General features: G+C 65.1%; 22 protein-coding genes, 1 tRNA gene and 1 pseudogene. 10 read left to right on the top strand and 14 right to left on the bottom strand.

What is annotated here, in order from left to right; all coding sequences use genetic code 11:
• The first annotated feature begins 30 nt into the window (after nt 1-30).
• Together ACMVO5_RS05145 and ACMVO5_RS05140 are read left to right on the top strand one after the other, a co-directional pair.
• On the top strand, nt 31-282 hold the full coding sequence (locus tag ACMVO5_RS05145; protein WP_416909000.1) for a GlsB/YeaQ/YmgE family stress response membrane protein: 252 nt from the start codon (nt 31-33) through the stop codon (nt 280-282).
• A gap of 10 nt (nt 283-292) precedes the next feature.
• Nucleotides 293-967 (top strand): SIMPL domain-containing protein, encoded by a 675-nt coding sequence (locus tag ACMVO5_RS05140; RefSeq protein WP_416908999.1) that lies wholly within the window; start codon nt 293-295, stop codon nt 965-967.
• Here ACMVO5_RS05140 and ACMVO5_RS05135 read toward each other — a convergent pair whose 3' ends face one another.
• Complete coding sequence (locus ACMVO5_RS05135) at nt 968-1,738, bottom strand: SDR family NAD(P)-dependent oxidoreductase (protein WP_416908998.1); 771 nt, start codon at nt 1,736-1,738, stop codon at nt 968-970.
• 110 nt (nt 1,739-1,848) lie between these two features.
• Here ACMVO5_RS05135 and ACMVO5_RS05130 point away from each other — a divergent pair, with 110 nt between their 5' ends.
• Nucleotides 1,849-3,069, top strand: coding sequence for an MFS transporter (locus tag ACMVO5_RS05130; RefSeq protein WP_416908997.1), 1,221 nt, complete (start codon nt 1,849-1,851; stop codon nt 3,067-3,069).
• Nucleotides 3,070-3,207: 138 nt separating this feature from the next.
• Here the strand turns inward: ACMVO5_RS05130 and ACMVO5_RS05125 are convergent, their stop codons facing one another.
• From ACMVO5_RS05125 to ACMVO5_RS05110, 4 genes are all read right to left on the bottom strand, one after another.
• Nucleotides 3,208-3,987 carry a peptidase gene (locus ACMVO5_RS05125; RefSeq protein WP_416908996.1) on the bottom strand — a complete coding sequence of 260 codons (780 nt, stop codon included), beginning with the start codon at nt 3,985-3,987 and terminating at the stop codon, nt 3,208-3,210.
• Nucleotides 3,984-4,817, bottom strand: coding sequence for a transglutaminase family protein (locus ACMVO5_RS05120; RefSeq protein ID WP_416908995.1), 834 nt, complete (start codon nt 4,815-4,817; stop codon nt 3,984-3,986). Before ACMVO5_RS05120 ends, ACMVO5_RS05125 begins: the two co-directional genes overlap by 4 nt.
• Nucleotides 4,817-5,758, bottom strand: coding sequence for an alpha-E domain-containing protein (locus tag ACMVO5_RS05115; protein ID WP_416908994.1), 942 nt, complete (start codon nt 5,756-5,758; stop codon nt 4,817-4,819). Before ACMVO5_RS05115 ends, ACMVO5_RS05120 begins: the two co-directional genes overlap by 1 nt.
• A 139-nt stretch (nt 5,759-5,897) precedes the next feature.
• Entirely contained in the window at nt 5,898-7,370 is a 1,473-nt protein-coding gene (locus ACMVO5_RS05110; RefSeq protein ID WP_416908993.1) for a circularly permuted type 2 ATP-grasp protein, read from the bottom strand.
• A 177-nt stretch (nt 7,371-7,547) separates the two neighbouring features.
• Between ACMVO5_RS05110 and ACMVO5_RS05105 the strand changes: the two genes are divergently transcribed.
• Entirely contained in the window at nt 7,548-9,143 is a 1,596-nt protein-coding gene (locus ACMVO5_RS05105; protein ID WP_416908992.1) for a flavin monoamine oxidase family protein, read from the top strand.
• Nucleotides 9,143-9,535 carry a c-type cytochrome gene (locus ACMVO5_RS05100; protein ID WP_416908991.1) on the top strand — a complete coding sequence of 131 codons (393 nt, stop codon included), beginning with the start codon at nt 9,143-9,145 and terminating at the stop codon, nt 9,533-9,535. Before ACMVO5_RS05105 ends, ACMVO5_RS05100 begins: the two co-directional genes overlap by 1 nt.
• On the opposite strand, the gene ACMVO5_RS05095 is transcribed toward ACMVO5_RS05100, so the two are convergent.
• Nucleotides 9,532-10,578, bottom strand: coding sequence for a YeiH family protein (locus ACMVO5_RS05095; RefSeq protein WP_416908990.1), 1,047 nt, complete (start codon nt 10,576-10,578; stop codon nt 9,532-9,534). The genes ACMVO5_RS05100 and ACMVO5_RS05095 overlap by 4 nt on opposite strands.
• Before the next feature lie 306 nt (nt 10,579-10,884).
• On the opposite strand from ACMVO5_RS05095, the gene ACMVO5_RS05090 reads away from it, so the two are divergent.
• Nucleotides 10,885-11,145, top strand: coding sequence for a hypothetical protein (locus ACMVO5_RS05090; protein WP_416908989.1), 261 nt, complete (start codon nt 10,885-10,887; stop codon nt 11,143-11,145).
• A gap of 40 nt (nt 11,146-11,185) precedes the next feature.
• Complete coding sequence (locus ACMVO5_RS05085) at nt 11,186-12,358, top strand: carbohydrate porin (RefSeq protein WP_416908988.1); 1,173 nt, start codon at nt 11,186-11,188, stop codon at nt 12,356-12,358.
• Between the two features lie 36 nt (nt 12,359-12,394).
• Here ACMVO5_RS05085 and ACMVO5_RS05080 read toward each other — a convergent pair whose 3' ends face one another.
• Complete coding sequence (locus tag ACMVO5_RS05080; protein ID WP_416908987.1) at nt 12,395-13,108, bottom strand: hypothetical protein; 714 nt, start codon at nt 13,106-13,108, stop codon at nt 12,395-12,397.
• A 217-nt stretch (nt 13,109-13,325) separates the two neighbouring features.
• Here ACMVO5_RS05080 and ACMVO5_RS05075 point away from each other — a divergent pair, with 217 nt between their 5' ends.
• Both ACMVO5_RS05075 and ACMVO5_RS05070 read left to right on the top strand, forming a co-directional pair.
• Nucleotides 13,326-14,135, top strand: coding sequence for a hypothetical protein (locus ACMVO5_RS05075; protein ID WP_416908985.1), 810 nt, complete (start codon nt 13,326-13,328; stop codon nt 14,133-14,135).
• 211 nt (nt 14,136-14,346) lie between these two features.
• Nucleotides 14,347-15,513, top strand: coding sequence for an OprO/OprP family phosphate-selective porin (locus ACMVO5_RS05070; RefSeq protein WP_416908984.1), 1,167 nt, complete (start codon nt 14,347-14,349; stop codon nt 15,511-15,513).
• A gap of 13 nt (nt 15,514-15,526) precedes the next feature.
• Here ACMVO5_RS05070 and ACMVO5_RS05065 read toward each other — a convergent pair whose 3' ends face one another.
• The 4 genes from ACMVO5_RS05065 to ACMVO5_RS05050 form a co-directional block, all read right to left on the bottom strand.
• Nucleotides 15,527-16,678, bottom strand: a complete 1,152-nt coding sequence (locus ACMVO5_RS05065) for a BamA/TamA family outer membrane protein (protein ID WP_416908983.1) — start codon at nt 16,676-16,678, stop codon at nt 15,527-15,529.
• Nucleotides 16,679-16,706: 28 nt separating this feature from the next.
• The gene (locus ACMVO5_RS05060) at nt 16,707-17,537 is read right to left on the bottom strand and encodes a hypothetical protein (RefSeq protein WP_416908982.1); all 831 of its coding nucleotides are present in this window, start codon (nt 17,535-17,537) and stop codon (nt 16,707-16,709) included.
• 112 nt (nt 17,538-17,649) lie between these two features.
• Complete coding sequence (locus ACMVO5_RS05055; protein WP_416908981.1) at nt 17,650-18,426, bottom strand: hypothetical protein; 777 nt, start codon at nt 18,424-18,426, stop codon at nt 17,650-17,652.
• A 54-nt stretch (nt 18,427-18,480) separates the two neighbouring features.
• Nucleotides 18,481-19,485 carry a helix-turn-helix domain-containing protein gene (locus tag ACMVO5_RS05050; protein WP_416908980.1) on the bottom strand — a complete coding sequence of 335 codons (1,005 nt, stop codon included), beginning with the start codon at nt 19,483-19,485 and terminating at the stop codon, nt 18,481-18,483.
• 469 nt (nt 19,486-19,954) lie between these two features.
• Between ACMVO5_RS05050 and ACMVO5_RS05045 the strand changes: the two genes are divergently transcribed.
• Entirely contained in the window at nt 19,955-20,926 is a 972-nt protein-coding gene (locus ACMVO5_RS05045) for a helix-turn-helix domain-containing protein (RefSeq protein WP_416908979.1), read from the top strand.
• Nucleotides 20,927-21,038: 112 nt separating this feature from the next.
• Here the strand turns inward: ACMVO5_RS05045 and ACMVO5_RS05040 are convergent.
• The 3 genes and pseudogenes from ACMVO5_RS05040 to moaA form a co-directional block, all read right to left on the bottom strand.
• Nucleotides 21,039-21,113 (bottom strand) — tRNA-Asn (locus tag ACMVO5_RS05040).
• 52 nt (nt 21,114-21,165) lie between these two features.
• Nucleotides 21,166-21,936 (bottom strand): NAD kinase, encoded by a 771-nt coding sequence (locus ACMVO5_RS05035; protein WP_416908978.1) that lies wholly within the window; start codon nt 21,934-21,936, stop codon nt 21,166-21,168.
• Nucleotides 21,937-21,940: 4 nt separating this feature from the next.
• Nucleotides 21,941-22,961: pseudogene (gene moaA, locus ACMVO5_RS05030) on the bottom strand (GTP 3',8-cyclase MoaA).
• Between the last annotated feature and the right edge of the window lie 82 nt (nt 22,962-23,043).

Raw genomic sequence — 23,043 nt, 5'->3', positions numbered from 1 at the left:
GGGGTGGAATGAGGTTGGGAGTTTACGGCCATGATGAGCCTTTTGGGATCGATATTGATCGGGTTTCTGGCCGGGCTTGTGGCGGGCTGGCTGGCGCCGGGGCGGGCACCTTCGGGCTGTCTCATCACCATTGTCATCGGCATCGCGGGCGCGGTGTTTGCGACCTATGCCGGGCGCTGGATGGGCTTTTACACCGAGGGCCAGAATGCCGGTTTCATTGCTTCGGTGATCGGGGCGGTGGCGCTGCTGGCGGTGGCGCGGGCGATTTCGGGCAACAAGTGAGGAGGCGGCGATGATGCGACCCTTGGCTCTGGCGCTGGTGCTGATGGCGGGGCCTGCGGGCGCGGCGGAGACGATGCTGCGCCTGACGGCGGAGGCCGAGGTGGCGCGTGCGCCGGACCTGGTGACGCTTTCGGGCGGGGTGAGCACGACGGCCCCGGGGGCGGCAGCGGCGATGGCGGAGAATGCGGCGGCGATGCGCCGGGTGGTGGCGGCGGTGGCCGCGGCCGGAGTGGCGGCGCGCGACATCCAGACCGAGGGGCTGAGCCTGCAGCCGCAATATGACTATAGTGACCGCAAGGCGACGCTGACCGGCTATCAGGCACGCAACATGGTGCGGCTGCGGCTGCGCGATGTGGACCGGGTGGGGGCGCTGATCGATGCGATGGTGAAGGCCGGGGCCAACCAGATCAGCGGACCGGTGTTTGCCATCGAGAAGGCCGATGCGGCGCTGGACGAGGCGCGGCGCGCGGCGGTGGCCAAGGCGCGGGCGCGCGCCGCACTTTATGCCGAGGCGGCCGGGCTGAAGCTGGTGCGCATCGCCTCGATTTCGGAGAGCGGCGGGCAGATGCCCGAGCCGCGGCCGATGCTGCGCATGGCGGCCGACAGCGTGGCGGAATCGACGCCGGTGGCGCCGGGCGAGGTGGCGATGGTGGCCGGGGTGACGATGGAATTCGTGCTGGAGTGATCAGGCGATCGAGACGCCGCCATCGATGACGATGCTCTGGCCGGTGATGAAGGCGCCGGCGGGGCTGGCGAGCAGCACGGCCATGCCGGCGATCTCGTCGGGCTGGCCGATGCGGCGCAAGGGCGCGGTGCGGGTGACATATTCGAGCGTGTCGGGATTGTCCCACAGCGCCTTGGCGAAGTCGGTCTTGACGAGGCCGGGCGCGATGCAGTTGACGCGGACATTGTCGGCGCCGAATTCGCAGGCGAGGTTGCGCGCCAGCTGCATGTCGGCGGCCTTGGAGACGCAATAGGCGCCGATGACGGTGCTGCCCTTGAGGCCGCCGAGTGACGAGATGATGGTGATGCTGCCGGACTTGCGGGCGCGCATGGCCGGCGCGACCATGTTGACCAGCCAGTGATTGGCGAGGATGTTGTTTTGCAGGATCTTGGTGAACTGCTCGTCGGTGATGCCGGCCATGGGGCCATAATAGGGGTTTGAGGCGGCGTTGCAGACCAGCGCGTCGATCTGGCCGAAGCGGTCGATGGTGCTGGCGACGAGCGCTTCGAGGCTGGCCTTGTCGGCGATGTTGGCGGGGATTGAGGCGGCGGCCGGGCGGCCGACGGCGGCGTTGATTTCGGCCACGGCTGCTTCGCAGGCGTCGGCCTTGCGGCTGGAGATGACAACATTGGCGCCCTGTTCGGCCATGCGCAGCGCGATGGCCTTGCCGATGCCGCGCGAGGAGCCGGTGATGAGCGCGGTCTGGCCGGCAAGGGTGAAGAGATTGGACATGGGGGCCTCCTTTGGATGGGGGCCGGTGTGGCATGCGCTGCAACCAGCGGGCAAGCTGTTGCAATCGACAAGATGATGACAGGGGGGAGGACGCTTGCCATGAAAGGGCGATGGGCGACTCGCTGACAGGATATTTCGACCGGCCGGGGGTGCGGGCAACCTGGCTAGCCTGTCTGTTTTTTGCCGGTTTTGGCGGGCTGGTGCCGTGGTTGCCGGTGTGGCTGGAGCAGGCGCAGGGGTTTTCGGGCTCCGAGATCGGGCTGGTGCTGGCGATTGGCGGCTTTTCAAGGATCATTGCCGGGCCGCTGACGGCGGCCTGGGCGGATGGGCGCTCCGACCGGCGGGCGCCGCTGTTCCTCTTTGCCACGGTGCTGAGCGGCGGGTTTGTGTCGCTGTGGTTCGTGACCGGCTTTGCGGCGGTGTTCACGATCATATTGCTGATGGACGTGGCCTTTTGGGGGCTGTTGCCGGTGGTGGAGGCGGCGCTGCTCAGGCTGACCCAATATGGCTGGCCGCGCTACGGGGTGGCGCGGGGGCTGGCTTCGGCAGCCTTTGTGGTGGGCTCCTCGGCGCTCGGCGCGCTGGTGGGGGGCTTTGGGCCCTGGGCGGTTTGGGCGTGGCTTTTGGGGGTTTCGGTGGCGCTGATTGCGGCCGCCGCCTGGATGCCGCATGAGCCTGTGGAGGGGGCGCGCGAGGCGCCTTTTGCAGCTAGGCTGGCGGCGGGCGTGGGGATGCTGAAGGACCGGCGCTTTGCGCTGCTGGTGTTTTCGGCCGGGCTGATCCAGTCCACGCACAGCTATTTCTATGTGGCGGGCACGCTGATCTGGACGGGTGAGCAGGGGATTTCGCCGACTTTGGCGGGCAATCTCTGGTCGGCGGGCGTGGTGGCGGAAGTGGGTTTTCTGATCTTCATGGCGCGCTGGACCGAGCGGTTTTCGCCCGAGACGCTGATTTTGATCGGCGCGGTGTCGGCGGTGGTGCGCTGGACGGCGCTGGCGATGGCGCCGCCGGTCTGGGCGCTGTGGCTGCTGCAGATCATGCATGCCGGGACCTTTGCCGCGACCTTTCTGGGCGCGATGCGGATGATCCAGGCGATGCACGGCGACGCGCGCACGCCGACCGCGCAGATGATCTATATGGCGCTGGCGAGTGCGCCGGCGCAGGCGGCAACCACTCTGATGGCGGGCGAGCTTTATGAATATCTGAAGGCGGACGGGGCCTCGGCGCCGGGCTATCTTTCGATGAGCGTGGTGGCGCTGGCGGGGCTGGCGCTGGCGGTAATGCTGTGGAGCCGGCGGCGCGAACCGCTGGGCGGGGCGGTGGCGGCCTGAGGGGTTTTGCCCTGAATCAGAAGGAAAGGGCCGCGGCAAAGCCGCGGCTGGCGTCGGACGGGTTCGGTCGGCGTTGCCGCCCGCCCCGCCGGCCGGACTTCGCCGAGTCTGTCCGGAACTTCGTTCCGGACAGCCGGCTCAGTCTGGCGGCAATTCCTCCGGTGCGCTGGCATATTCGGGCAGCGGGATGGCGGCGGCGGCGGCGCGGAGTGCGTTGGACCAGCGGTCGTTCATTTCGCGGTAATAGGGATCATCGGCATCGATGCGATGCAGGACTTCGATGGCCGAGATGCCTGAGCGGACGGTGATGAGATCGATGGGCAGGCCGACGGCGAGATTGGAGCGCATAGTGGCGGAAAAGGAGATGAGGCCGATCTTGACGGCTTCGGCGAGCGGGGTCTCGTAGGTGATCATGCGGTCGAGGACGGGCTTGCCATATTTGTGTTCGCCGATCTGCAGGAAGGGCGTGTCGGACTGGCATTCGATGAAATTGCCGGCGCCGTAGATGAGGAACAGGCGGGGGCGGCGGCCATCGATGGAGCCGGCGAGCAGCAGTGTGGCGTCGGTGGAGACGTCATTGCCTTCAACGACCTTGTCGATGGCGTCCTTGGCGTCGTGGAGGGCCTGGCCCATGATCTGGGCAGCGCGGAACACCGAAGGTGCTGTGTCGAGGGTTTCACGCTCGGGCTCGGCATTCCCTGCCTTGTCGGGCATCTGTATGCCTTCCTGCACCCGGCTGAGCGCCGACTGGGTGACCGAGAGCGAGCCGGCAGACGCGACCGCGATGACGCGGCCGGGGTGCGTGTCCATGACGCGGAGCTTGCGGTAGCTGGAGATGTTGTCGACGCCCGCGTTGGTGCGGGTGTCGGCCATCATCACCAAGCCTTCACGGACGAGGATGCCGACGCAATAGGTCATTGAAGGACTCCCTGATCCTGGCGTTGGGGGGCGTTGGGATCTTGTGTGGTGACGGTGACGGCGAGCGTTTCGGCGCCGCCGCCGCGGCGCGCGCCGCGCACCGGGGCGGCATCGAGATAATCAGGGCCGATGGCAACGCGCAGATGGGCCTCGGTGGTGGAGATGCCGTTGGTGGGATCAAAGCCGACCCAGCCGAGGCCCGGCACATGGGCTTCGGCCCAGGCATGGCCGGCGGGCTGGGTGATGAGGCCATCGGCACGGACGAGATGGCCCGAGACATAGCGCGCCGGATGGCCGAGGTGGCGGGCGGCGGCGCAGAAGAGATGGCTGTAATCCTGACAGACGCCGGCCTTGAGCCGGAAGGCGTGGACGGCGTCGGTATGGGGGTGGGTGACATCGGCGTCGAAGGTCATGATCTCGTAGAGGCTGGTGTTGAGCCGGTGCAGCGTGGCCAGCGGCGTGTCTTCGCGGCAGCCGAGCGCGAAGGCCTTGATCGCCTCATCGGCTTCGGTGAGCGCGGTCTGGCGGAGATAGACGGCCGGGTTGAGATATTCGTCGTCGGTGATGAGGCCGTGCGTTTCCTCGGTGTCGACCTCGCCCGAGACATGGAGAGTGAGGCGGCGCAGCGGGGCGTCGGCGTAGAACATGTGGGTGATGTTGCCGAACACGTCTTCACTGCGGCGCAGCGAGCCATCGGTGTCGGTATCGAGACGCCAGTGGAGGATATGCTGGGCGGCCGACGGCTGCGGCTCGATGCGCAGCAGCTGGACGACATCGCTGGCGAGCGAGCTATATTCATAGCTGGTGGTATATTCGACCCGGATGCGCATCAGAACAGATACTGCTTTGCGATGGCTTCGCCCAGCCGGTTGTTCTCGACGATGAAATGGGTGAGGAATTCGTGCAGGCCGTCGGCGAAGATCTTGTCGATGTTGGTGCCGGTGAGCCGGGCGTGGCCGGCGGCGGCGAGGCGGTGGGCGGGGCCGCGCTTGCCGGTCTGGCTGGCGAGCAGATCGAGATTGCGGCGGATGTCTTCATAGCAGGAGGCGAGGCTGCGCGGGATCTGCCGGTTGAGGATGAGCAGATCGGCGACCAGCCAGGGCTTGACGCTGTCACGGTAGACCCAGCGATAGGCGGTCAGCGCCGAGACGGTGCGCAGGATGGTGGTCCATTGGAAATAATCGAGGCTGCCGCCGACGCTTTCGCCGCGCGGCAGCAGCAGGTGATATTTGACATCGAGCAGGCGGGCGGAATTGTCGGCGCGCTCGATGGCGGTGCCGAGATTGATGAACCAGAAGGCATCGGCGCGCAGCAGCGTGCGCTGGGCGGCACCCTCGAAGGCGGAGACGGCATGTTTCACCAGCTCGATCAGTTCGGCCAGCGCCTCGCGCCCTGAGAGATGGGGGCCGAGGCGGGCGACTTCGAGCCAGACGGTGTTGATCGCCTCCCAGGCCTCTTCGGTGAGCGCGGTCCGCACCGAGCGGGCATTGGCGCGGGCGGTTTCGAGGCAGGCGCGGATCGAGGAGGAATTGGCGGTACTGAGCGTGAGGAAATCGCTGACGTTGGTCTCGGTGACGGGCAGGCCGGTGTCGGCGAAATTATGGGTTTGCCAGCTGGCGGCGAGCGCGCTTTCCCAGGCGTTGGTGGCGCCGCCATAAGAGGAGGGGAAGGCGGCGAGGCGCTGGGTGGCCTCGATAAGGCGCGCGGTGAAATCGGCGCGCTCGAGGTAGCGGCCCATCCAGTAGAGGTTGGAGGCGGTGCGGGAGAGCATGGCCTGCCTTCAAGCCTCCGGCGGGCAGGGGACTTGTCCCCTGCACCCCATGACATGGGTTGGCGCATGAACTTGGCAGGCCAGGCCTTGTATATGTCTGGGGTCTGGGGCCTGAGGCCCCAGCCGCCGGAGGCTGAGCTTACTCATCCCAATCATCCACAACCCATGTGTCCTTGGTGCCGCCGCCCTGGCTGGAATTGACCACCAGTGAGCCGGGTTGCATGGCGACGCGAGTGAGGCCGCCGGGCACGATGTTGACGCCGTTTCGGCCCGAGAGGACGAAGGGGCGCAGATCGACGTGGCGCGGCGCGATGCCGGTTTCGGTGGCGGTGGGGCAGGTGCTGAGCGCGAGTGTGGGCTGGGCGATGAACTTTTCAGGGTGTGCCTTCAGCTTGGCGGCGAAGGCGGCGAGCGTGGCGGCGGGCGCGTGCGGCCCGATGAGCATGCCGTAGCCGCCCGAGCCATCGACTTCCTTGACGACCAGCTCGGCGAGGTGATCGAGGACATAGCCGAGCGCTTCGGGCTCACGGCAGCGCCAGGTGGGGACGGTGCTGAGGATGGCGTCTTCGCCAGTGTAGAATTTCACGATCTCGGGCATGTAGCTGTAGATCGCCTTGTCATCGGCGATGCCGGTGCCCACCGCATTGGCCAGCGTGACATTGCCCTTGGCATAGGCGGCCATGAGGCCGGGGACGCCGAGCATCGAGGCGGGGTTGAAAACCAGCGGGTCGATGAAATCATCATCGAGGCGGCGGTAAATGACATCGACGCGCTCGGGGCCCTGGGTGGTGCGCATGTAGACGATGTCGTCACGGACGAAGAGATCGGAGCCTTCGACCAGCTCGATGCCCAGCTTGTCGGCGAGGAAGCTGTGTTCATAGAAGGCGCTGTTGTGCCGGCCCGGCGTGAGCAGGACGATGACCGGCGCCCTGTCCCCGCGCGGTGAGACGCTGGCCAGCGTTTCGAGCAGGATTTCGGGATAGGTCTCGACGGGCGCGACGGTGACATGATCGAACAGCTCGGGCACGAGGCGGAGCATGACCTCTCGGTTTTCGAGCATGTAGGAGACGCCGGACGGGGTGCGGGCATTGTCTTCGAGGACGAAGAACTGGTCCGGACCGGTGCGGACGAGATCGATGCCGGCGATATGGGTCCAGATGTCACCGGGCGGTGTGCGGCCGGCCATGTGCAGGCAATAGCCGGGATTTTGCAGCACCAGCTCGGCGGGCAGGATGCCGGCCTTGAGGATCTCCTGCTTGCCGTAGATGTCGGCGAGGAAGGCGTTCAATGCGTTCACGCGCTGGACGAGGCCGGCCTCAAGCCCGGACCATTCGGCGCGGGCGAGGATGCGGGGGATGATGTCGAAGGGGATCAGCCGCTCAGCGGCGTCGGGATCGCCGTAGACGGCGAAGGTGATGCCGATGCGGCGGAAGAACAGCTCGGCCTGGCGGCGGCGGGCGGCCATCAGGCCGGGCGGCGATTTGTCCAGCCAGTCCTGAATCCAGCGGTAGGCGCTGTTGACGCTGACGTGATCACCGAACAGCGGGCCGGCATTGTCGGCATAGGCTGTGTCGGCGCCGAACATCTCGTCAAAGGCTTGGCGGATTGTCATGCCTGCGCATAAGGGCGGTTTTGGGGGCAAAGCGCAAGGGGGCTGATGTTTTGGTGAGGCGCGACATGGTGGTGGCGGGTGCGCGCATGATTGCGCTTGCCAGACTGTCATTTGTGCGTCACGAAATGGATATTCCCGAGGGGAGGATCGCGAGCAGACGATCAAGGGGAATAGGTGTTGTTGAACGAGACGGGGGCCGCACCGACGCGGCGTGAGGTTTTGCGCGCCATCGGCATGATCGGCGGCTCGGCGGTGCTGTATCAGACCATGGAAGCCTGGGGCCACGCCAAGGAGACGCAATTTGCCGGGCCGCCCAATCTTTCGGGCGCGCGGGCCGGGGCCTCGGTGGTGGTGCTGGGCGCCGGGCTTTCAGGGATGCTGGCCGCCCATGAGCTGCGCAAGGCGGGCTACAAGGTCGAGATTCTGGAATACAACAATCGCCCCGGCGGGCGGAACTGGTCGCTTTATGGCGGTGATACCTATACCGAGCTGGGCGGGGCGGTGCAGAAGGTGGGGTTTGCGCCGGGCAATTATCTGAACCCGGGGCCGTGGCGCATTCCCTATCACCACCGGACGTTGCTGCACTATTGCCGCGAATTCGGGGTGGCGCTGGAGCCGTTCATCCAGCTCAATCATCAGGCGCTGGTGCACAACAGCCAGGCCTTTGGCGGCAAGCCGATGCCCTACCGCGATCTGGCGGCGGACTTTGAGGGCAATGTCGCCGAGCTTCTGGGCAAGGCGATCGACAATCGCGGGCTCGACAGCGTGATGACCGCCGAGGACCGCGACATGCTGAAGGAAGCGCTGCGCGGCTGGGGGCTGCTCGACAAGGACATGCGCTATGTGAAGGGCAATGCGTCGTCACGGCGGCGCGGGTTTGACCGGCCGCCCGGCGGCGGGGTGGACGGGGCGCCGATCTATTCGGAGCCGCTGCCGTTCAAGGATGTGATGGACAGCAGGGTGTGGGGCATTGTCGCCCAGCACATGACGATCGACCATCAGACGACGATGTTCCAGCCGGTGGGCGGCATGGGCATGATCGGCAAGGCCTTTGGCAAGCAGGTCGAAGGGCTGGTGCGCTACGGCGCCAAGGTGACCAAGGTCGACCAGAGCGGTGGTGCTGTGAGCGTGGATTACATCGACCTCGCCAGCGGCCAGACGCGCACGACCAAGGCGGATTATTGCGTCTGCACCATCCCGCTGGGCATTTTGAGCCAGATCGACATCGATGTGTCGGGCGCCAAGAAGGCGGCGATTGCGGCGGTGCCCTATTCCAACTCGGTGAAGATCGGGCTGGAGATGAAGCGGCGCTTCTGGGAGGAAGATGAGGCCATTTATGGCGGCATCAGCTTCACCGACCAGGAGATTGCGATGATCTCCTACCCCAGCGGCGGCATGCATTCGCGCACGCCGGGCGTGATTTTGGGGGCTTATACCTTTGGCGAGGCCTCGTACAAATTTGCCGGGATGACGCCCGAGCAGCGCATCGAGCAGGCGCTGAAGATGGGCTCGGTGTTTCATCCGGGCAAATATCGCGAGCAGTTCTCCAACGGGGCGTCGGTGGCATGGAGCCGGGTGCCGTTCACGCTGGGCTGCTGCGCGATGTGGAATGAGGAGACGCGCAAGGAGCATTATCAGGAGCTGGTTGCGGTGGATGACCGCATCGTGCTGGCGGGCGAACATGCATCATACATTGGTTGCTGGATGGAGGGGGCGCTGCTCTCTTCGCTCGATGCGGTGACGCGCCTGCACAAGCGGGCATTGGAGGCTTGATGATGCGGATCTTGATGGCCGGATTGATGCTGGTGGCAGCGCCTGCGCTGGCGCAGAGCAAGGGCAAGGCGCCGCATCCGGGCGCCGAGGTTTATCAGAATGTCTGCCAGGCCTGCCATATGGCCAATGGCATGGGCGGCGAGGGGGCCGGGCGGATCACCGCGCTGGCAAAGAACCCGAACCTTGAATATCCCGAATATCCGATCAGCGTGGTGACCGGCGGGCGCGGGGCCATGCCGTGGTTTCGCGGCACGCTGACCGACCAGCAGATCGCCGATGTGATCAGCTATGTGCGCCGGAATTTCGGCAATCGCTACAAGGGCGATGTGACGGTGGCGATGGTCGAGGAGATTGGCGTGCCGGCGCCGCCGGGCGAACGCCGCCGGCGCTAGAGCATCAGCAGGGCATAGCCGACGCTGAGGGCGAGCGCGGCGAGGCTGGCGGCGGCGATGGTGAGCAGCGGGCGCGGGCCGGTCTTGACGATGTCGGCGATGGGCGTGCGCATGGCGGTGGCGGCGACCGACAGGGCGAGGAGTGCTGTGGCGGCGCTGCTGGCGGCGCTGGCGGCGGGTGCCGGGATGAGGCCGAAGCTGTTGAGCGCGGCGACGCCGAAGAAGCCGAGGATGAACCATGGCACCAGCGGCACCCGGGGCTTTTGCCGGGTCTCGCCGTCGGCATTGGCGGGCAGCAGGAAGGCGAGGAGCGCCAGCACCGGAGCGAGCAGGGCGACGCGGGCGAGCTTGACGATGGTGGCGACTTCGCCGGCTTCAGGCGAGACGGCATAGCCGGCGCCGACGGCCTGGGCGACATCATGGACGCTGGCGCCGAGGACAAAGCCGGCCTGGACCGGGGAGAGGCCGAGCGCATAGGTGAGCGGCGGGTAGAGGATGAGGGCGGCCGCGCTCATGGTGGCGATGCCGACCAGCGTCAGGGCGAGATCGGCGGGGCTGATGCGCTTTTCGGTGAGGGTGGCGGCGATGGCGAGCGCGGCCGAGCCGCCGCAGATGGCGACCGCGCCGCCGGCGAGCAGGCCGCGCGGCGCTGACAGGCCGAGCAGGCGGGCGACGCCGAGACCGGTGAGGATGACCAGCGCCACAGTGGCTGCGACCATGGCCAGCGTTTGCGGGCCGAGTGCTGCGATTTGCGAAAAGGTGATGCGCGCGCCGATGAGGACGATGGCGACGCGCAGCAGCTCGCGCGCGGCGAAGCCGAGGCCGGGGCCGAGGCGGGCATCGGTGGCGAGGAAATTGAGGCTGAGGCCGATGAGCAGCGCCATGAGCGTAAGCGGCGCGCCGTAGCGGCTGGCGAGTGCTGCGGCAGCGAGCGTGGCGAGGGTTGCGACGAGCAGGCCGGGGACGTGATCGCGCGCGCGCACGCGCGGGCTCGGCTCGATATCGCCGTAGAGATCAGCGGCTTGGGGGAGCGGTCGCGCCATGGCCATGCTTAACGGATCAGTCGGGAGGCGGGAAGGGCCAGCGGGTTGTAGCGGCAGCAACCGGCGGATCAATGAAAGCCGCCGATGCGAATGGCGCGCGCTTTGTCTTGCCGACAGGATTTGTCTTGCCGTCAGGGCGAGGGACTTGATGGGCCGGGGCGGGATCACTGTTGCTGCGCCATCGGCAGGGCCAATTCGGACAGCAGCGCCCTGGGCTTGCCATCAGCCGCCACTCTTCGCCTGGCGCGCCATTTTCTGACGCCGCCCCGGCAAGCGGCCTCCCGCTGCTGCCGGGGAGGGAACATCGTGGACGCGGCCGGTTCTTTACGGGGAATTTTCATGGTTGGGCGGAAGATTCTGTTGGCCTCCCTGTTGGCGCTGCTGGCGCGCGTTCTCGACCGGCGCGAGACGCAGGGCTTGCCTGGCCCCAGCGGCAGCGTCTCGAATCTCTGCGAATATCGCCAACTGGCATCCCTCTGGGCGAAAATCAGCGTGAAGGGTCTTGATGCGCTCAAGGCCATGTCGCCGGTGCCCGAAACACGGACGCCCGGGCAGAAGCTGAATTGACGCCCGCTGGCGTTCGCGCCCAGAAGCCATGATGGGGCGGATGCGATCTGCGGCTGTTTCGGCACTTGCCGTTGTGGTGGCCGCGCCCTGTCAGGCGCAAGCGGGGGATATCCTGACGCTGCGGGGCGAGTGGACCCAGTTTTTCTCTGCCGCCGTTGCCGGCAGTGGTGATGATGCACCACGATATGGGGGACGGATCGATGGCTTTGCCGTGGTTGACGGCGAGCGAGCGGGCTTGTGGACGGGCGTTTCCTTTCATCTCCACGGCGAGTTTGTTTATGGCAAGAACACCAATCGGGTCGGCTCGTTCCTGCTGCTGCCGGTCAATACCGCGCTGAACTTTCCCCAGAGCAACACCGAGGCAGCCGATACTTCCTATTCCATCGTGCAGACAATCGGGAAAGCCCGCATTCAGGCAGGCAAGATCAACCTGCTGGAGCAAAGTAGCGCTATTCCGATTGTCGGCGGGGGTGGCAAGGAGGGGTTTCAGCATATCGGTCTGGCCTCTCCGCCCGCGCTGCTGGCGTCTCCCAAGGTCTATGGCGCGATCGTGAGCGCGCCGCTGGGGCGGCTGCGGCTGGGGCTGGGGGTCTGGACGCCCGACGACTGGACCCAGCGCTATCTGCCCGAAAATCTGTTCCGCAACGGTGTGAATGCGATGCTGGTGGCCACGCTGCCGGCGAAGATCGGTGGTCAGCAGGGCTTTCATACGCTCAGCTTCTTCGTGACCAGCAGACAGTCACGCGTCGGCGAGTCCTTTCCCGACCTGCGGCCACCACCGGGGCTGGAAGGGGTCCCTTCGCCGTCGGCGGGCGGCCTTCATGTGAAATATACGGTGCAGCAGTTTCTGTGGCGCGATCCGGCGGATGCGGCACGCGGGCTCGGGCTGTTCGGTCATTTCGGCGCGTCTCAGGGCACGCCGGACATTCTGGATTGGAGCATGACGGCGGGCATTGCCGGGTCCGTGCCGCTTGCCGCGAGGCCCCGCGACAAGTTCGGGATCGGGTATTTTCGCTTCTCCACATCGCCGCGTGTGGACGGGGCGCTGGCGGACGTGTTCCCCATCCGCGACGAACAGGGTGCTGAACTTTATTATACCGCGCAAATCGGCAAGCGACTGCGGCTGACGGCCAATGCCCAGCTGGCGGACCCTTTGCTTGAGAGCGCGCCGGTGGCGGCCTATGCCGGGCTGCGGGCCAAGGCAGATTTCTAGAGCGGGGCCAGGCCTGATTGCGTCAGACCGGGCGCTTCAGAAGCGGAACGTCAGGCCGAGGATGGGGCCAGTGGTCAGCACATCATAGGCGAAGCGGTTTGTGCCCGTGCCGGTCTCATAGTCCATATAGACGAACTGATAGCCGGCATCGAGGGTGATGCCCGAACCAACCGCGAAGTTGAGCATCGGGCGGACCTGGACGGCGATGTCGGAGCCGACACCGAAGCCGCCGACATTGGCCAGCACGCCGAAGCTGGTGGTCTTGCTGAGGGGGCCGTTGAAGCGGAAGCCGAGGATCGGGTCCACCCAGTCCTTGGTCTGCTCACGGCCATCGATGGCGGCGATGTCGGATGAAAGCCCGAGATTGATCCGGTTGTAGCGGAGGCCGCCCATCAACTCGAAATAGTCAGCGACACGGTAGAAGAGAATGGGCTGGACCGCCGTTTGCGAGACATTGGCACTGACCCGGGCATCGTCAGGATTGGCGTCGAGGTTCATGTAATTCACGTCGACGCCGAAGGAGAGGTCGCCTTTGCCGGCTTCGACATAGCCGAGGAAGCCGATGTTGAGATTGCTCACGATATCGCGCGCGCCGACATCGACATTGGCATCAATGCCGGCAACGGCGGCCTTGCCGTCCATGCTCGGCAGCAACAGATAGGGCTGGACCAGAAAGCGCCAGCCACTTTCCTGGGCATGGGCGGCGGCGGGGTTCGCCAGAAGGACGGCAACAAGCAGGGCGCGCCTCAAAAAACTCTCTTTCCGGCTGGCATGGCCTGACCGACTCGAGCATGCGCTAAGTTCAACCTGTGCCAGTTACAATGCACCACCCGCAGTTTCTGGCGCGACGGGAAAACTCTTTGATGTTCCGCCAAAGTTCTCCCAAACTTCTCATTGTCTGCGGTCTTCTGCCGCTGCAGAATGCGGCGACTGCGCGATAGCGTGTCCGAGGGCCGGGAGACTTATGTTGAACAGATTTCTGATTTCCGTCGCGCTGGTCGCTTTGTCGGCATCCCCGGCGGCCGCCCAGCGGCTGAGCGACACATTCTCGCTTCAGGCTGCGGTCTACTTCCCAGGCGTGGATTCCCGGGTCCGGGTGGATGCCACCAATGGCACGACGGGAAGCGTGGTCGATTTCGAGAATGATCTGGGGTTTGACACGAACCGCACCCTGCCTGCCTTCATGGCCGAATGGCGACCCGGTGACGACTGGGTGTTGAATGCGGAATATTATGCCATCGGCCGCGAGAATTCGACCACGATCGATCGCGAGCTGACTGTTGGCGACACCGTCTATCCGGTGAATGCCAGCGTTCGGTCGGGCTTCGACAGCGACATCATCCGCTTCACGGTCGGCAATCGCTTCTATCAGACGAAGAATTTCGAGCTGGGCGCAGCGATTGGTCTGCATGGCACGGACTTCAGCATTTTCATCGAGGGCGAGGGCGCTGCTGGCGGGCAGGCGGGGCAGTTCCAGTCCGAGAACCGATCGGTGTTTGCGCCGCTGCCGACGATCGGAGCGTTTTTCACCTGGGAGCCGGCGCCGAAGCTGAGCGTCAATGGGAGGGTTGACTGGCTGTCCTTGACCATTGGCGAATACTCCGGTCGTCTGGTGAACACGGAAATTTCGGCAGCTTACCGGATTCAGAAGAACATCGACATTGGCGCCATGTACCGGTTTGTCGACTACCGCGTCCGGGTCAATCGTGACGATTGGGAAGGGGAAGTGCGCTATAACTTCAACGGGCCTGCCATCTTCGTCCAATTTGGGTTCTGAGGCCCGGTCAGAACGATGGTGTGGGCTGGCGGTGGGGCATGGGCTGACAGTGGCGCGGACCCTGCCCTCAGGCTGCCTTTGCCTGGCACTATTGGCGATGCCGACGGGGCTGATGGCGCAGGACGTTCCGGCGACTGAGACCGGGAGCGGGACTGCGCCTGCGCCTGCGCCTGGAAAGGCGCCTGCCACAGCGAAGCCCAAAGTTGTCGAGATGCCCAACCTGCTGCGGGATGGCTGGCGTGATATGCGTTACGCCGTCCCCGACCTTGCGCCTGACCTGATTCTGATCCCCCGGGTGAACACGCGCGTGCTGACCATCCGTCCGGGGATCGAGCTGATCATCGACCGCACGGGCTTTGGACAGGATGATGCCAGCCTGGCGCAGGTCGGTCTGCAGGAGAATTTGCTGGAGGTGCGCAGCGCGACCTTTGATCTGAACGGCGAAGTGGGGTTCAATCGCCGCTTTGAATATCAGGTGGGCGTGGCGTTCAATGGCTTTGACAATGCGACGGACCAGCGCTTCGCGGTGACCGATTTCAATGTCGCATTCCAGATTCCGAAGTGGCGCACGCGCGTGCGTTTGGGCCAGCTACGCGAGGACTTCGGCTTTGAGATTGTCGGCTCGACATCGACCATGCCGCAGAGCGAGCGCATCCTTGGTCCATTTGCCTCGCCATTCAATTTCGGTTTCAAGGTGACGCACCAGCTGGGCGAGGGGGAGCGGGCCACCCTCACCTACGGCATATTCAAGGATGATTGGGGCGACGACGGCAGCGGCAACGCGGCGCTCTCTGCCCGCCTGACGCTGCTGGCGATTGACGAGCCGGATCGACGTCTCCACCTGGGCGTGGCGGTGCGCCAAGCCGATGTGCGCGACACAATTCGGTACAATGGCAGGCCGGGTGTGTCGGCAGCGGACGACTTTGTGGACACCGGGGAATTTCCGGCGGCAAGCACCACCCATATCGGACTGGAAGCGCATTATGCGCATGGCCCTTGGGCTGTTGTGGCCGAATATGCGACGGCGCGGCCGGATGTCGCGAACGGCCCGGATCCGCAGTTTCACGGCTATTATGTTTTGGGCAGCTGGGTGCTGACCGGCGAACAACGTGCCTATGATCGCGCCAAGGGGACGGTGAAGCGGATCATCCCGGAGGGACGCTGGGGGGCGCCCGAACTGGTGGCGCGCTATGCCGCCGTGGACCTGTCCAGTGGCGGGATCGACGGCGGACGCTATGACCGGATCGAGGTGGGGGCCAATTGGTGGGCCACCACGCGCTGGAAATTCGGCGTGTTATACGGCCATGTCTGGTTGAAGCGCGACGGGGAGACCGGACACACGCAAAGCCTGCTGACCCGGCTGCAGTGGATCTATTGAGCCGGACAGCGGGTCAAAAGGCCTCGCCCACACTGACGTACAAGGCATTGCTGTTCCGGCCCACGGCAAAGTCGATCCGCAGATTGATGGGCGTTTCTTTCGAGGCCTGCCAGCGCAGACCCGCACCGACTGCTGGAAGGACGGTGCTGTCACCGATTTCATTGAAGCTGGGTGCGATGCCGCCGACGCCGGCAAAGGCCGCGACGCCGAAGCGGCCCTTCAGCCGGTGACGGATCTCGGCCTGGCCGGCCCAGGACGCCCGGTCGCGGAAGCGGCCGGCTTCATAGCCGCGAAGGTCTGAGGACGCGCCGTAGAGGCAGATGTCGTAGAAGGGCGATCCTTGGGACACGGCGCAGGCCGAGAGCCGGGCGGCGAACACGGTCTTCTCGCCAAGCGCCCGGTAGACATTGGCATAGAGCGTCAGCCGGTCATTGTCATAATCGCTGCCGAGCGCGGACACGCCGAACAGCCAGCTTGCCTGCGCATAGACCCCGCTCTTGGGATCAAGGCTGTTGTCCCGGCTGTCATAGACCGCGACCGGGCCGACCTGGACAAGGCGGCTTTCGAGGTCGCGTTCCGGAAGTTCGATGTCCGGCGGATTATCCTGATCGCGTCGCAGGCTGACCTTCAGGTCAAGAATGAGCGCGCGAAACCCGATATAGATATTGGGAGCGATGCGCATCTGCGGATCGACAAAGGCCACGACACCGGTGTCGTTGATGTCGACCGACTGGTTTGCTTGACCAGCGTTCGGCCCGACGCCGTAGAATCGGAGGTTTACATCGCCGTAGCCGGCAAAGGCGGTCAGGCGGAAGCGGTCCTTGTCCCAGGCCATCTTGTGGCCGGCGCCGAGCGCCCAGCTGCCGTTGGACGTGGCCATGGCGGCGGCTCCGGTTGTCCATGGGTCTTTCGACCCATTGGGGTTGTAGAACAGCCCCCCGCCGAGCGTGAGGCCCGCGCCAAGTGACGGGCTGGACTGGGGAATGGGCACGATCAGCAGGTCGGACTTTTTGGCCTTTGGCTGGGCACTGACGGTGGGAATCTCCTGCACCGTGTTCATCCCGGTCTGGACGGCAGCGGTGGTCTGCACGGTGGATGCGATGACGGGCGCTGCCAGCACCAGCAGCGGCAGCGCGGAGAGGATGCGGAGACGCTGCGCGTTCATGGTTTTGGCCTCCGGCCCGGGCTGGTCTCTACTTCTTGGGGAACAAAAGGGTGATATTGAGCCGCAGGCCCCAATCGGGGCCGCCGGTCGGGCTGGCGAGCCAGTATTTCACGCTGGGACCAATGGAGACCGGCTGCTTGCCGAGGACGACCAGCTGCGTGACCGAGGCGCTGACGGGCACGATCCAGCTGTCATTGATCCAGTCATAGGTGGTTTCGGAATTCACCGAAAAGGTGGTCGCCGACTTGGTGATGTGGCTGAAGAACGGCTGGACGAAGGTGGCGGAGACATCGGCCCGGTTGCTGCTGCCGGCGACCGACCAGATGTGGTTGGCAAGGACCCCATAGGTGTTGGGACCAGCGATTTTCAGGACGACGGCGGTTGCGCCCATGCCCCATTTGCCGCCACCAAGCGCCGTGTCGGTGGCGGTGGGCAGCAGGAACACCGGCCCGGCGCCCCAGACCACGCCGGAGGAAGACGCCGCCTTGGGCGAGAAGAAGAAGCTCTGCAAGACATCGCCGAGGCCGAACTGGCTGGTGCCCGGGCCGGTGACGTCATTTTGCGCGATGATCGGCATGATGGTGCGGGAAATGACATTGGCTGTCGGGCTGATGGAGACCGGGACCACCGGTTGGGTGTTGAGCGTGTAGCGAAAGCCTTCGCCGTCAAGGCCATAGCCCCATTCGAAATTATTCTGGAACGGCACCGAGATCAGGTTGGCGATGGGGTTTGCCAATTGCTGCGCGAGGTCTGCCCCGCCACCGGCGGATGGATCGGGCGCCGGCGCTGCGGCCTCTTGTTGCGCGAGGGCCGGGGTAGCCAGCATCGCGCCAACCAGCAAAAGCATCATGGTCCGCATCAACTTAATGTCCTTTATCATGATGAGGTTACCCATAATACAACCTCCAGCGGCTTCGAAGCCGCGTCCAGTCATCACGGCTTTCGAGTTGGCCTGACGCGCCATTTTCGGTTCAAGCGCCATTGTCGGCGGTGATCCGGGCCGCATTTTCCAGTGGCGCGCGGTTGAGCCTGATGCTGCCCCATTGCGAGGTATCGAGATCGACAATGGTGAACCGGACCAAGGAAAGGAGCAGCGACCAGATGGTGGTCGGGAGCCAGAGGCCCCGCAGCTTTTCGCCAATGGAAATGCCGATGACCAGCGCAGCGCCGGTGGACAGCAGATGCAGGACGAGCACCACCCTCGCCGGCACATGCTCGAGGGACATCATGTCCATGCGTGCGCCTGCATCGAGGATGCGCGTGGCGGCAATCAGGATCTGTGCCTGGGTGACGCCGGTGTCGGACCTGGGCACGACCTTGGCCACCACCGCGTTCAGTCGGGCGCGCTCCTGCTGTCTGGCCTCCAGCTGCGCTGCCTGGGCGAACAGATTGGACTGGACGAACATCAGCCGGCCTCTGGTGTAGGCGTGGAGCGCCGTGCCGATCTCTGCCCGGCCCGGCTGAGCAACATGAACGAGCGTGCGATGGAGGGCCTGAATGGCGTTGGCTTCTTCCAGCAGCAGGTCCCGGCGCTGATCGTGCCGGTTGAGGGCAAGGCTGAAGGTGAAGCCCAGCAGCAGGCTGAGCACCGTGACGAGGCCGATGAGCAGCTGGCCGCTGCCCGCTGTCGCGGGATCCACCGTGACATAGGCACGGAGCCTTGAGCCGATCACCACACTGGCCAGCAGCACCGCTGCAAACAGCAGCGTCAGCACCCATAGAGGCAGGATGTTCTGCAGATCGGTCAACAGGCGCCGTCCCCGCCGATCGATGGTGTCCGGTGGCGGCCCATGACCATGAGTTCAGACATGTTGCTGGTCCCTTCGCAACTGTCGGGGGCTAACATTGGTCCATCGGCGGACGGCCCGCGTGACGCTGGATATGTTCCGGAAGCCCACCTCGCTGCCGATCGAGGAGACGCTGTCGTGGCTTTCGGTCAGATGCCTCAGAACATGATCCTGCCGAACACTGTCCAGAAGCCTGGTGAAGCTGGTTCCTTCTGCGGCGAGCAAGCGCTGCAAGGTCCGGCGACTGCGCCCGGAACACAGGGCAAGCTGCTCCAGCGAGGGATTTCCGTCCGCAATCATGCCGGCAATGAGAATCCGGGCACTGTCCAGCAGGCTGTGGCTCGCCGCGGACGTCAGTAGCTCGGATTCGTGACGTTGGGCGATGTCAGGCTCCCACGGAAAGCTGAGGGCAAGGGCCTCGTTGGGGAGCCACATGCAAAGCTGGCGACCTTCCTGCGCGACGATCTTGTCGCCCAGATAGGGTTTCAGATGATCGATGCCGAATTCCGGATGCGGAATGATCGCCAGCTCGGCATCGAGGGGGCGGCCATTGGCGAGGTATCCGATGCAGCGCATCGTGGCGGCAAAATGCTGTTGTGCCTGGTGATGCATTGTGGCCGAGCCAATGACCGAAAAACCTTCCTTGACCTGCATGCCGCCGGGGCCCTCGTGGATATGCAGGAACAGCTGCGAGGCGTGCTGATGGAAGGTGGAGGCGATCCGGTGCAGGGCCTCGCCGACGGTCCGGCTCTGACGGATCGCCCGCGCCGGCGTTCCGACGCACAGCAGCGCTTCGGGCGTTGCAATGCGGGCGCCGAAATCGGGCCCGTGAGCGGCTGCCATATTTTCAAGGAACAGCATCATCCCATGCACCGACACAAGCCGCGCGGGTGCAGCGGACGGGGAGGCCGGAAGACCTGCAGCCATCAGCAGCTCGGCTGCGGGCAGCTGGTTTTGTGTCAGCCATTGCTCGCCCGGGATGACAGCGGCTGCACGAATGAGCGGAATGGAGCTGCTCATGGATTGACCCCGTTGCGGAGCCTGACGTTTATGCGAGGCGGCATTCTGCATCTGCCCAATTCGCGCCAAATTTGCGCACCGGGGGTCCGATGTCGGCAAGGTTGCGAACGGCGTTTGGCGAGCAGCCTGCCCAACCGGCAAAGGCGCGGGCGCATGCGCCCGGCGCGCGGCATCCGAGGCGCGTGGCAATCTCTGGAACCTTGAGGTTCGTCTGGCGCAGCAAGGCGCTGGCAGTCTCGAACCGGCACTGCTGGACCAGTGCCCTGCTATCGCCGGGACGTGTTTGATGCCGCCTTCTCGGCGAACCCCCTCTCATATATAATAGGAAAGACAATAGGTGGTGACAGACCAGAGCGCGCCAATTTTGCGCCTGTATCGCGGGGGGAGTGTCTTGGGAGTTCGGCTGGCTCTTGCGAGAGCATCCTATCTTCTTGTGTATCTCTCGGTCTTGCGGGATCTGGGGGTGCCCGTGGACCGGGAACTGGCGCGGTCCCGGCTGCCACAACGCGCCGAAGAGATGGCGGATCTCTATGTAAACGTTGTTCTGGGAACCGAGTGGCTGGTCAGGGTGGGGCACGACCTGGAGCCGATGGAACTCGGTCTGCTCGGTGCCCCAAGGGCCGGCATCGCCTGCTTGTGGCCGGTCCATCAAACCGCGATCCTCACGGCAGCCTCCGGCATTGCCCGTCTGCAAGCTCTGGCTGAGGTTGTCAGGGCGGAAAGCAGTTCGCTGGAATTGAGCCTGCACACGGAAGGCAATTCTGCGCGCGTGATCTGCGACATGCCCGGCTTTTGGGGCCGCCCCAACCATTGCCTGGCGGAATGGCTCAACCTGCAAAGTGTCATTTCGATCATGCAGAGCGTCGCTGGACCGACATGGTCGCCGATCGAGATGGGGTTCGTCAGCGCCTGTCGCATACCCGAAGCGGTCCAGGCGGCCTTTCCGGACACCCGCATTCGCATGGGCCGGCCCTGCACGTCGCTTGTTGTGGACATGGCGGATCTGGTGCGGCCCTGTGCGGCGCCGCAGAGCGCAGACAAGGCATTCGACATGCTGGAACTGGAGATGGGCGCCGCAGCGCCTGTCGAGGCATGGACCTTTGTCAGCCTGATGCGGAACCTGATTCAGGCGTATCTGAGCGACAGGCGCCTGGATATTGACCAGGCCGCCGAAATCGCCGGCATGAGCACGCGCACATTGCAGCGAAAGCTGACGATGAGCGGAACCTCCTTTTCCCAGCTTTGTCAGGAGGCCCGTTTTGACCTGGCGTGCCGCAGCCTGGCGAACGGCGACCTGAAGATCATCGATGTGGCGATGATGGTGGGATACCAGACGCCCCAGCATTTTGCCCGTGCATTCCGGAAGTTCGCCGGCGTTTCGCCGTCCCGCTATCGGCGGAACATGACCAGCCCCGGGTTTGCGGCGGGCTTTCACGCTTGAGCTGGCGCTCAGTTCCTTTGGGGGCAGGAAAGCGGCTTGGGGAACGCGTTGGGAGACGGGCCGAGCGCGGGACGAAAAATCAGATAAAAATCAAGGGATTGGTTTAAATCGCTGGCTCCCCGGGCAGGATTCGAACCTGCGACAACTCGATTAACAGTCGAGGGCTCTACCGCTGAGCTACCGAGGAATGCGCGGTGAAGGCGGGCGTGTAACAAGCGCTGCGCGGGGGCGCAAGTGGGTCAGGTGATGAATTGTTCGAGGAAGATGCGATCGTCGAGCGCATAGTCGGGATCGAAGAGGATGCTGAGTGACTTGGAGCTGTCGGTGCGCACGGTGACGGTGGCGACATCGCGGACTTCGAGCTGGTCGGCGACCGCCGAGACCGGGCGCTTGGCGGCTTCATGGACGTGGAATTCGATGAGGCTGGCCTTGGGCAGGAGCGCGCCGCGCCAGCGCCGGGGGCGGAACGGGCTGATGGGGGTGAGCGCCAGCAGATCGGAGCCCAAGGGCAGGATCGGGCCATGGGCGGAGAGGTTGTAGGCGGTGCTGCCCGCCGGGGTGGCGACGAGAACGCCGTCGCAGATCAGCTCCTCAAGCCGCTCCTTGCCGTCGATGCTGATGCCGATCTTGGCGGCCTGGCGGGTTTCGCGGAGCAGCGAGACTTCGTTGATGGCGGGCGAGACGATGGTTTCACCAGCCACCGTGGTGGCGGTCATGCACAGGGGATTGAGGATGAAGGGCAGGCCGGCTTCGACGCGGGCGGGGAGGTCTTCGGCCTGCCAGTCGTTCATCATGAAGCCGACGGTGCCGCGGTTCATGCCGAAGACCGGCTTGGGCGCGTCGCGGCGCATGGCTTCGTGGAGGATGTGGAGGAGATAGCCGTCACCGCCGAGCACGACGATGACATCGGCGTCGCCGGCGCTGACGAACTGATAGCGCTCGCGCAGGAGGGCCGCGCCTTCGGTGGCGTTGGGGGCATCGGAATGCATCAGGGCGAGCTTGATGGCCATGTGTTCAGCCTCCGGTGACGCTCATGTGGCGGGCGACCGCCGGGGCCTGGGCCTTGCGCGAAATGTCGAAATCATGGCCCTTGGGCTTGCGGCTGATGGCTTCGGCGAGCGCAGCGTCGAGGGCGGCTTCGTCATCAGGGTGATCGCGGATGACGCGGCGCAGGTCGGCCTGCGTCGTTCTGGCCGAGGCACATGTAGAGCTGGCCGGTGGCGGTGAGGCGGACGCGGTTGCAGCTTTCGCAGAAATTATGGGTCAGCGGCGTGATGAGGCCGAGACGCTGGCCGGTCTCCTCGATGCGGACATAGCGGGCGGGGCCGCCGGTGCGGTCTGGCAGGTCGGTGAGGGTGAAGGTCTTTGCGAGATCGGCGCGGACGCGGGACAGCGGCAGGTAGCGGTCGAACCGGTCTTCGTCGATTTCGCCCATCGGCATGGTCTCGATGAGGGTGAGGTCATCGCCATGTTCGGCCGCATAGGCGAGCAGGGGGCGGATATCGTCTTCATTCAGGCCGGCGAGCGCGACCATGTTGAGCTTGACGCTGAGGCCGGCGCTGCGCGCGGCGGCGAGCCCTTCGAGCACCTGGGGGAGGCGGCCCCAGCGGGTGATATGGGCGAATTTGGCCTCATCGAGCGTGTCGAGGCTGACGTTGATGCGGCGGACGCCGGCGCGGACGAGATCATCGGCGAAGCGGGCGAGCTGGCTGCCGTTGGTGGTGAGGGTCAGCTCTTCAAGCGCGCCGGAGCGCAAGTGGCGCGACAGGCTTTCGATGAGGCCGAGGATGCCGCGGCGCACGAGCGGCTCGCCGCCGGTGAGGCGCAGCTTGGTGGTGCCGCGGCGGATGAAGGCGCTGGCGAGCTGATCGATCTCCTCGAGGCTGAGCACCTCCGATTTGGGCAGGAAGGTCATGTCTTCGGCCATGCAGTAGCGGCAGCGGAAGTCGCAGCGGTCGGTGACGGAGACGCGCAGATAGGTGATGGCGCGGCCGAAGGGATCGATGAGCGGGCGGGTCTGAAGGTCGGTTTGCATGACGGCGCGCACCGTGGCGCTGGACGGCTGTGAAGTCCAGTGCTTGCGGGCGGGATGGTCGCAAGATGGTTTATGCATCTCT

This window comes from Polymorphobacter sp. (genome assembly GCF_048007885.1).
In the GTDB taxonomy this organism is placed as follows: Bacteria; Pseudomonadota; Alphaproteobacteria; order Sphingomonadales; family Sphingomonadaceae; genus Sandarakinorhabdus.
This window is presented reverse-complemented; position numbering and strand designations above follow the sequence as displayed.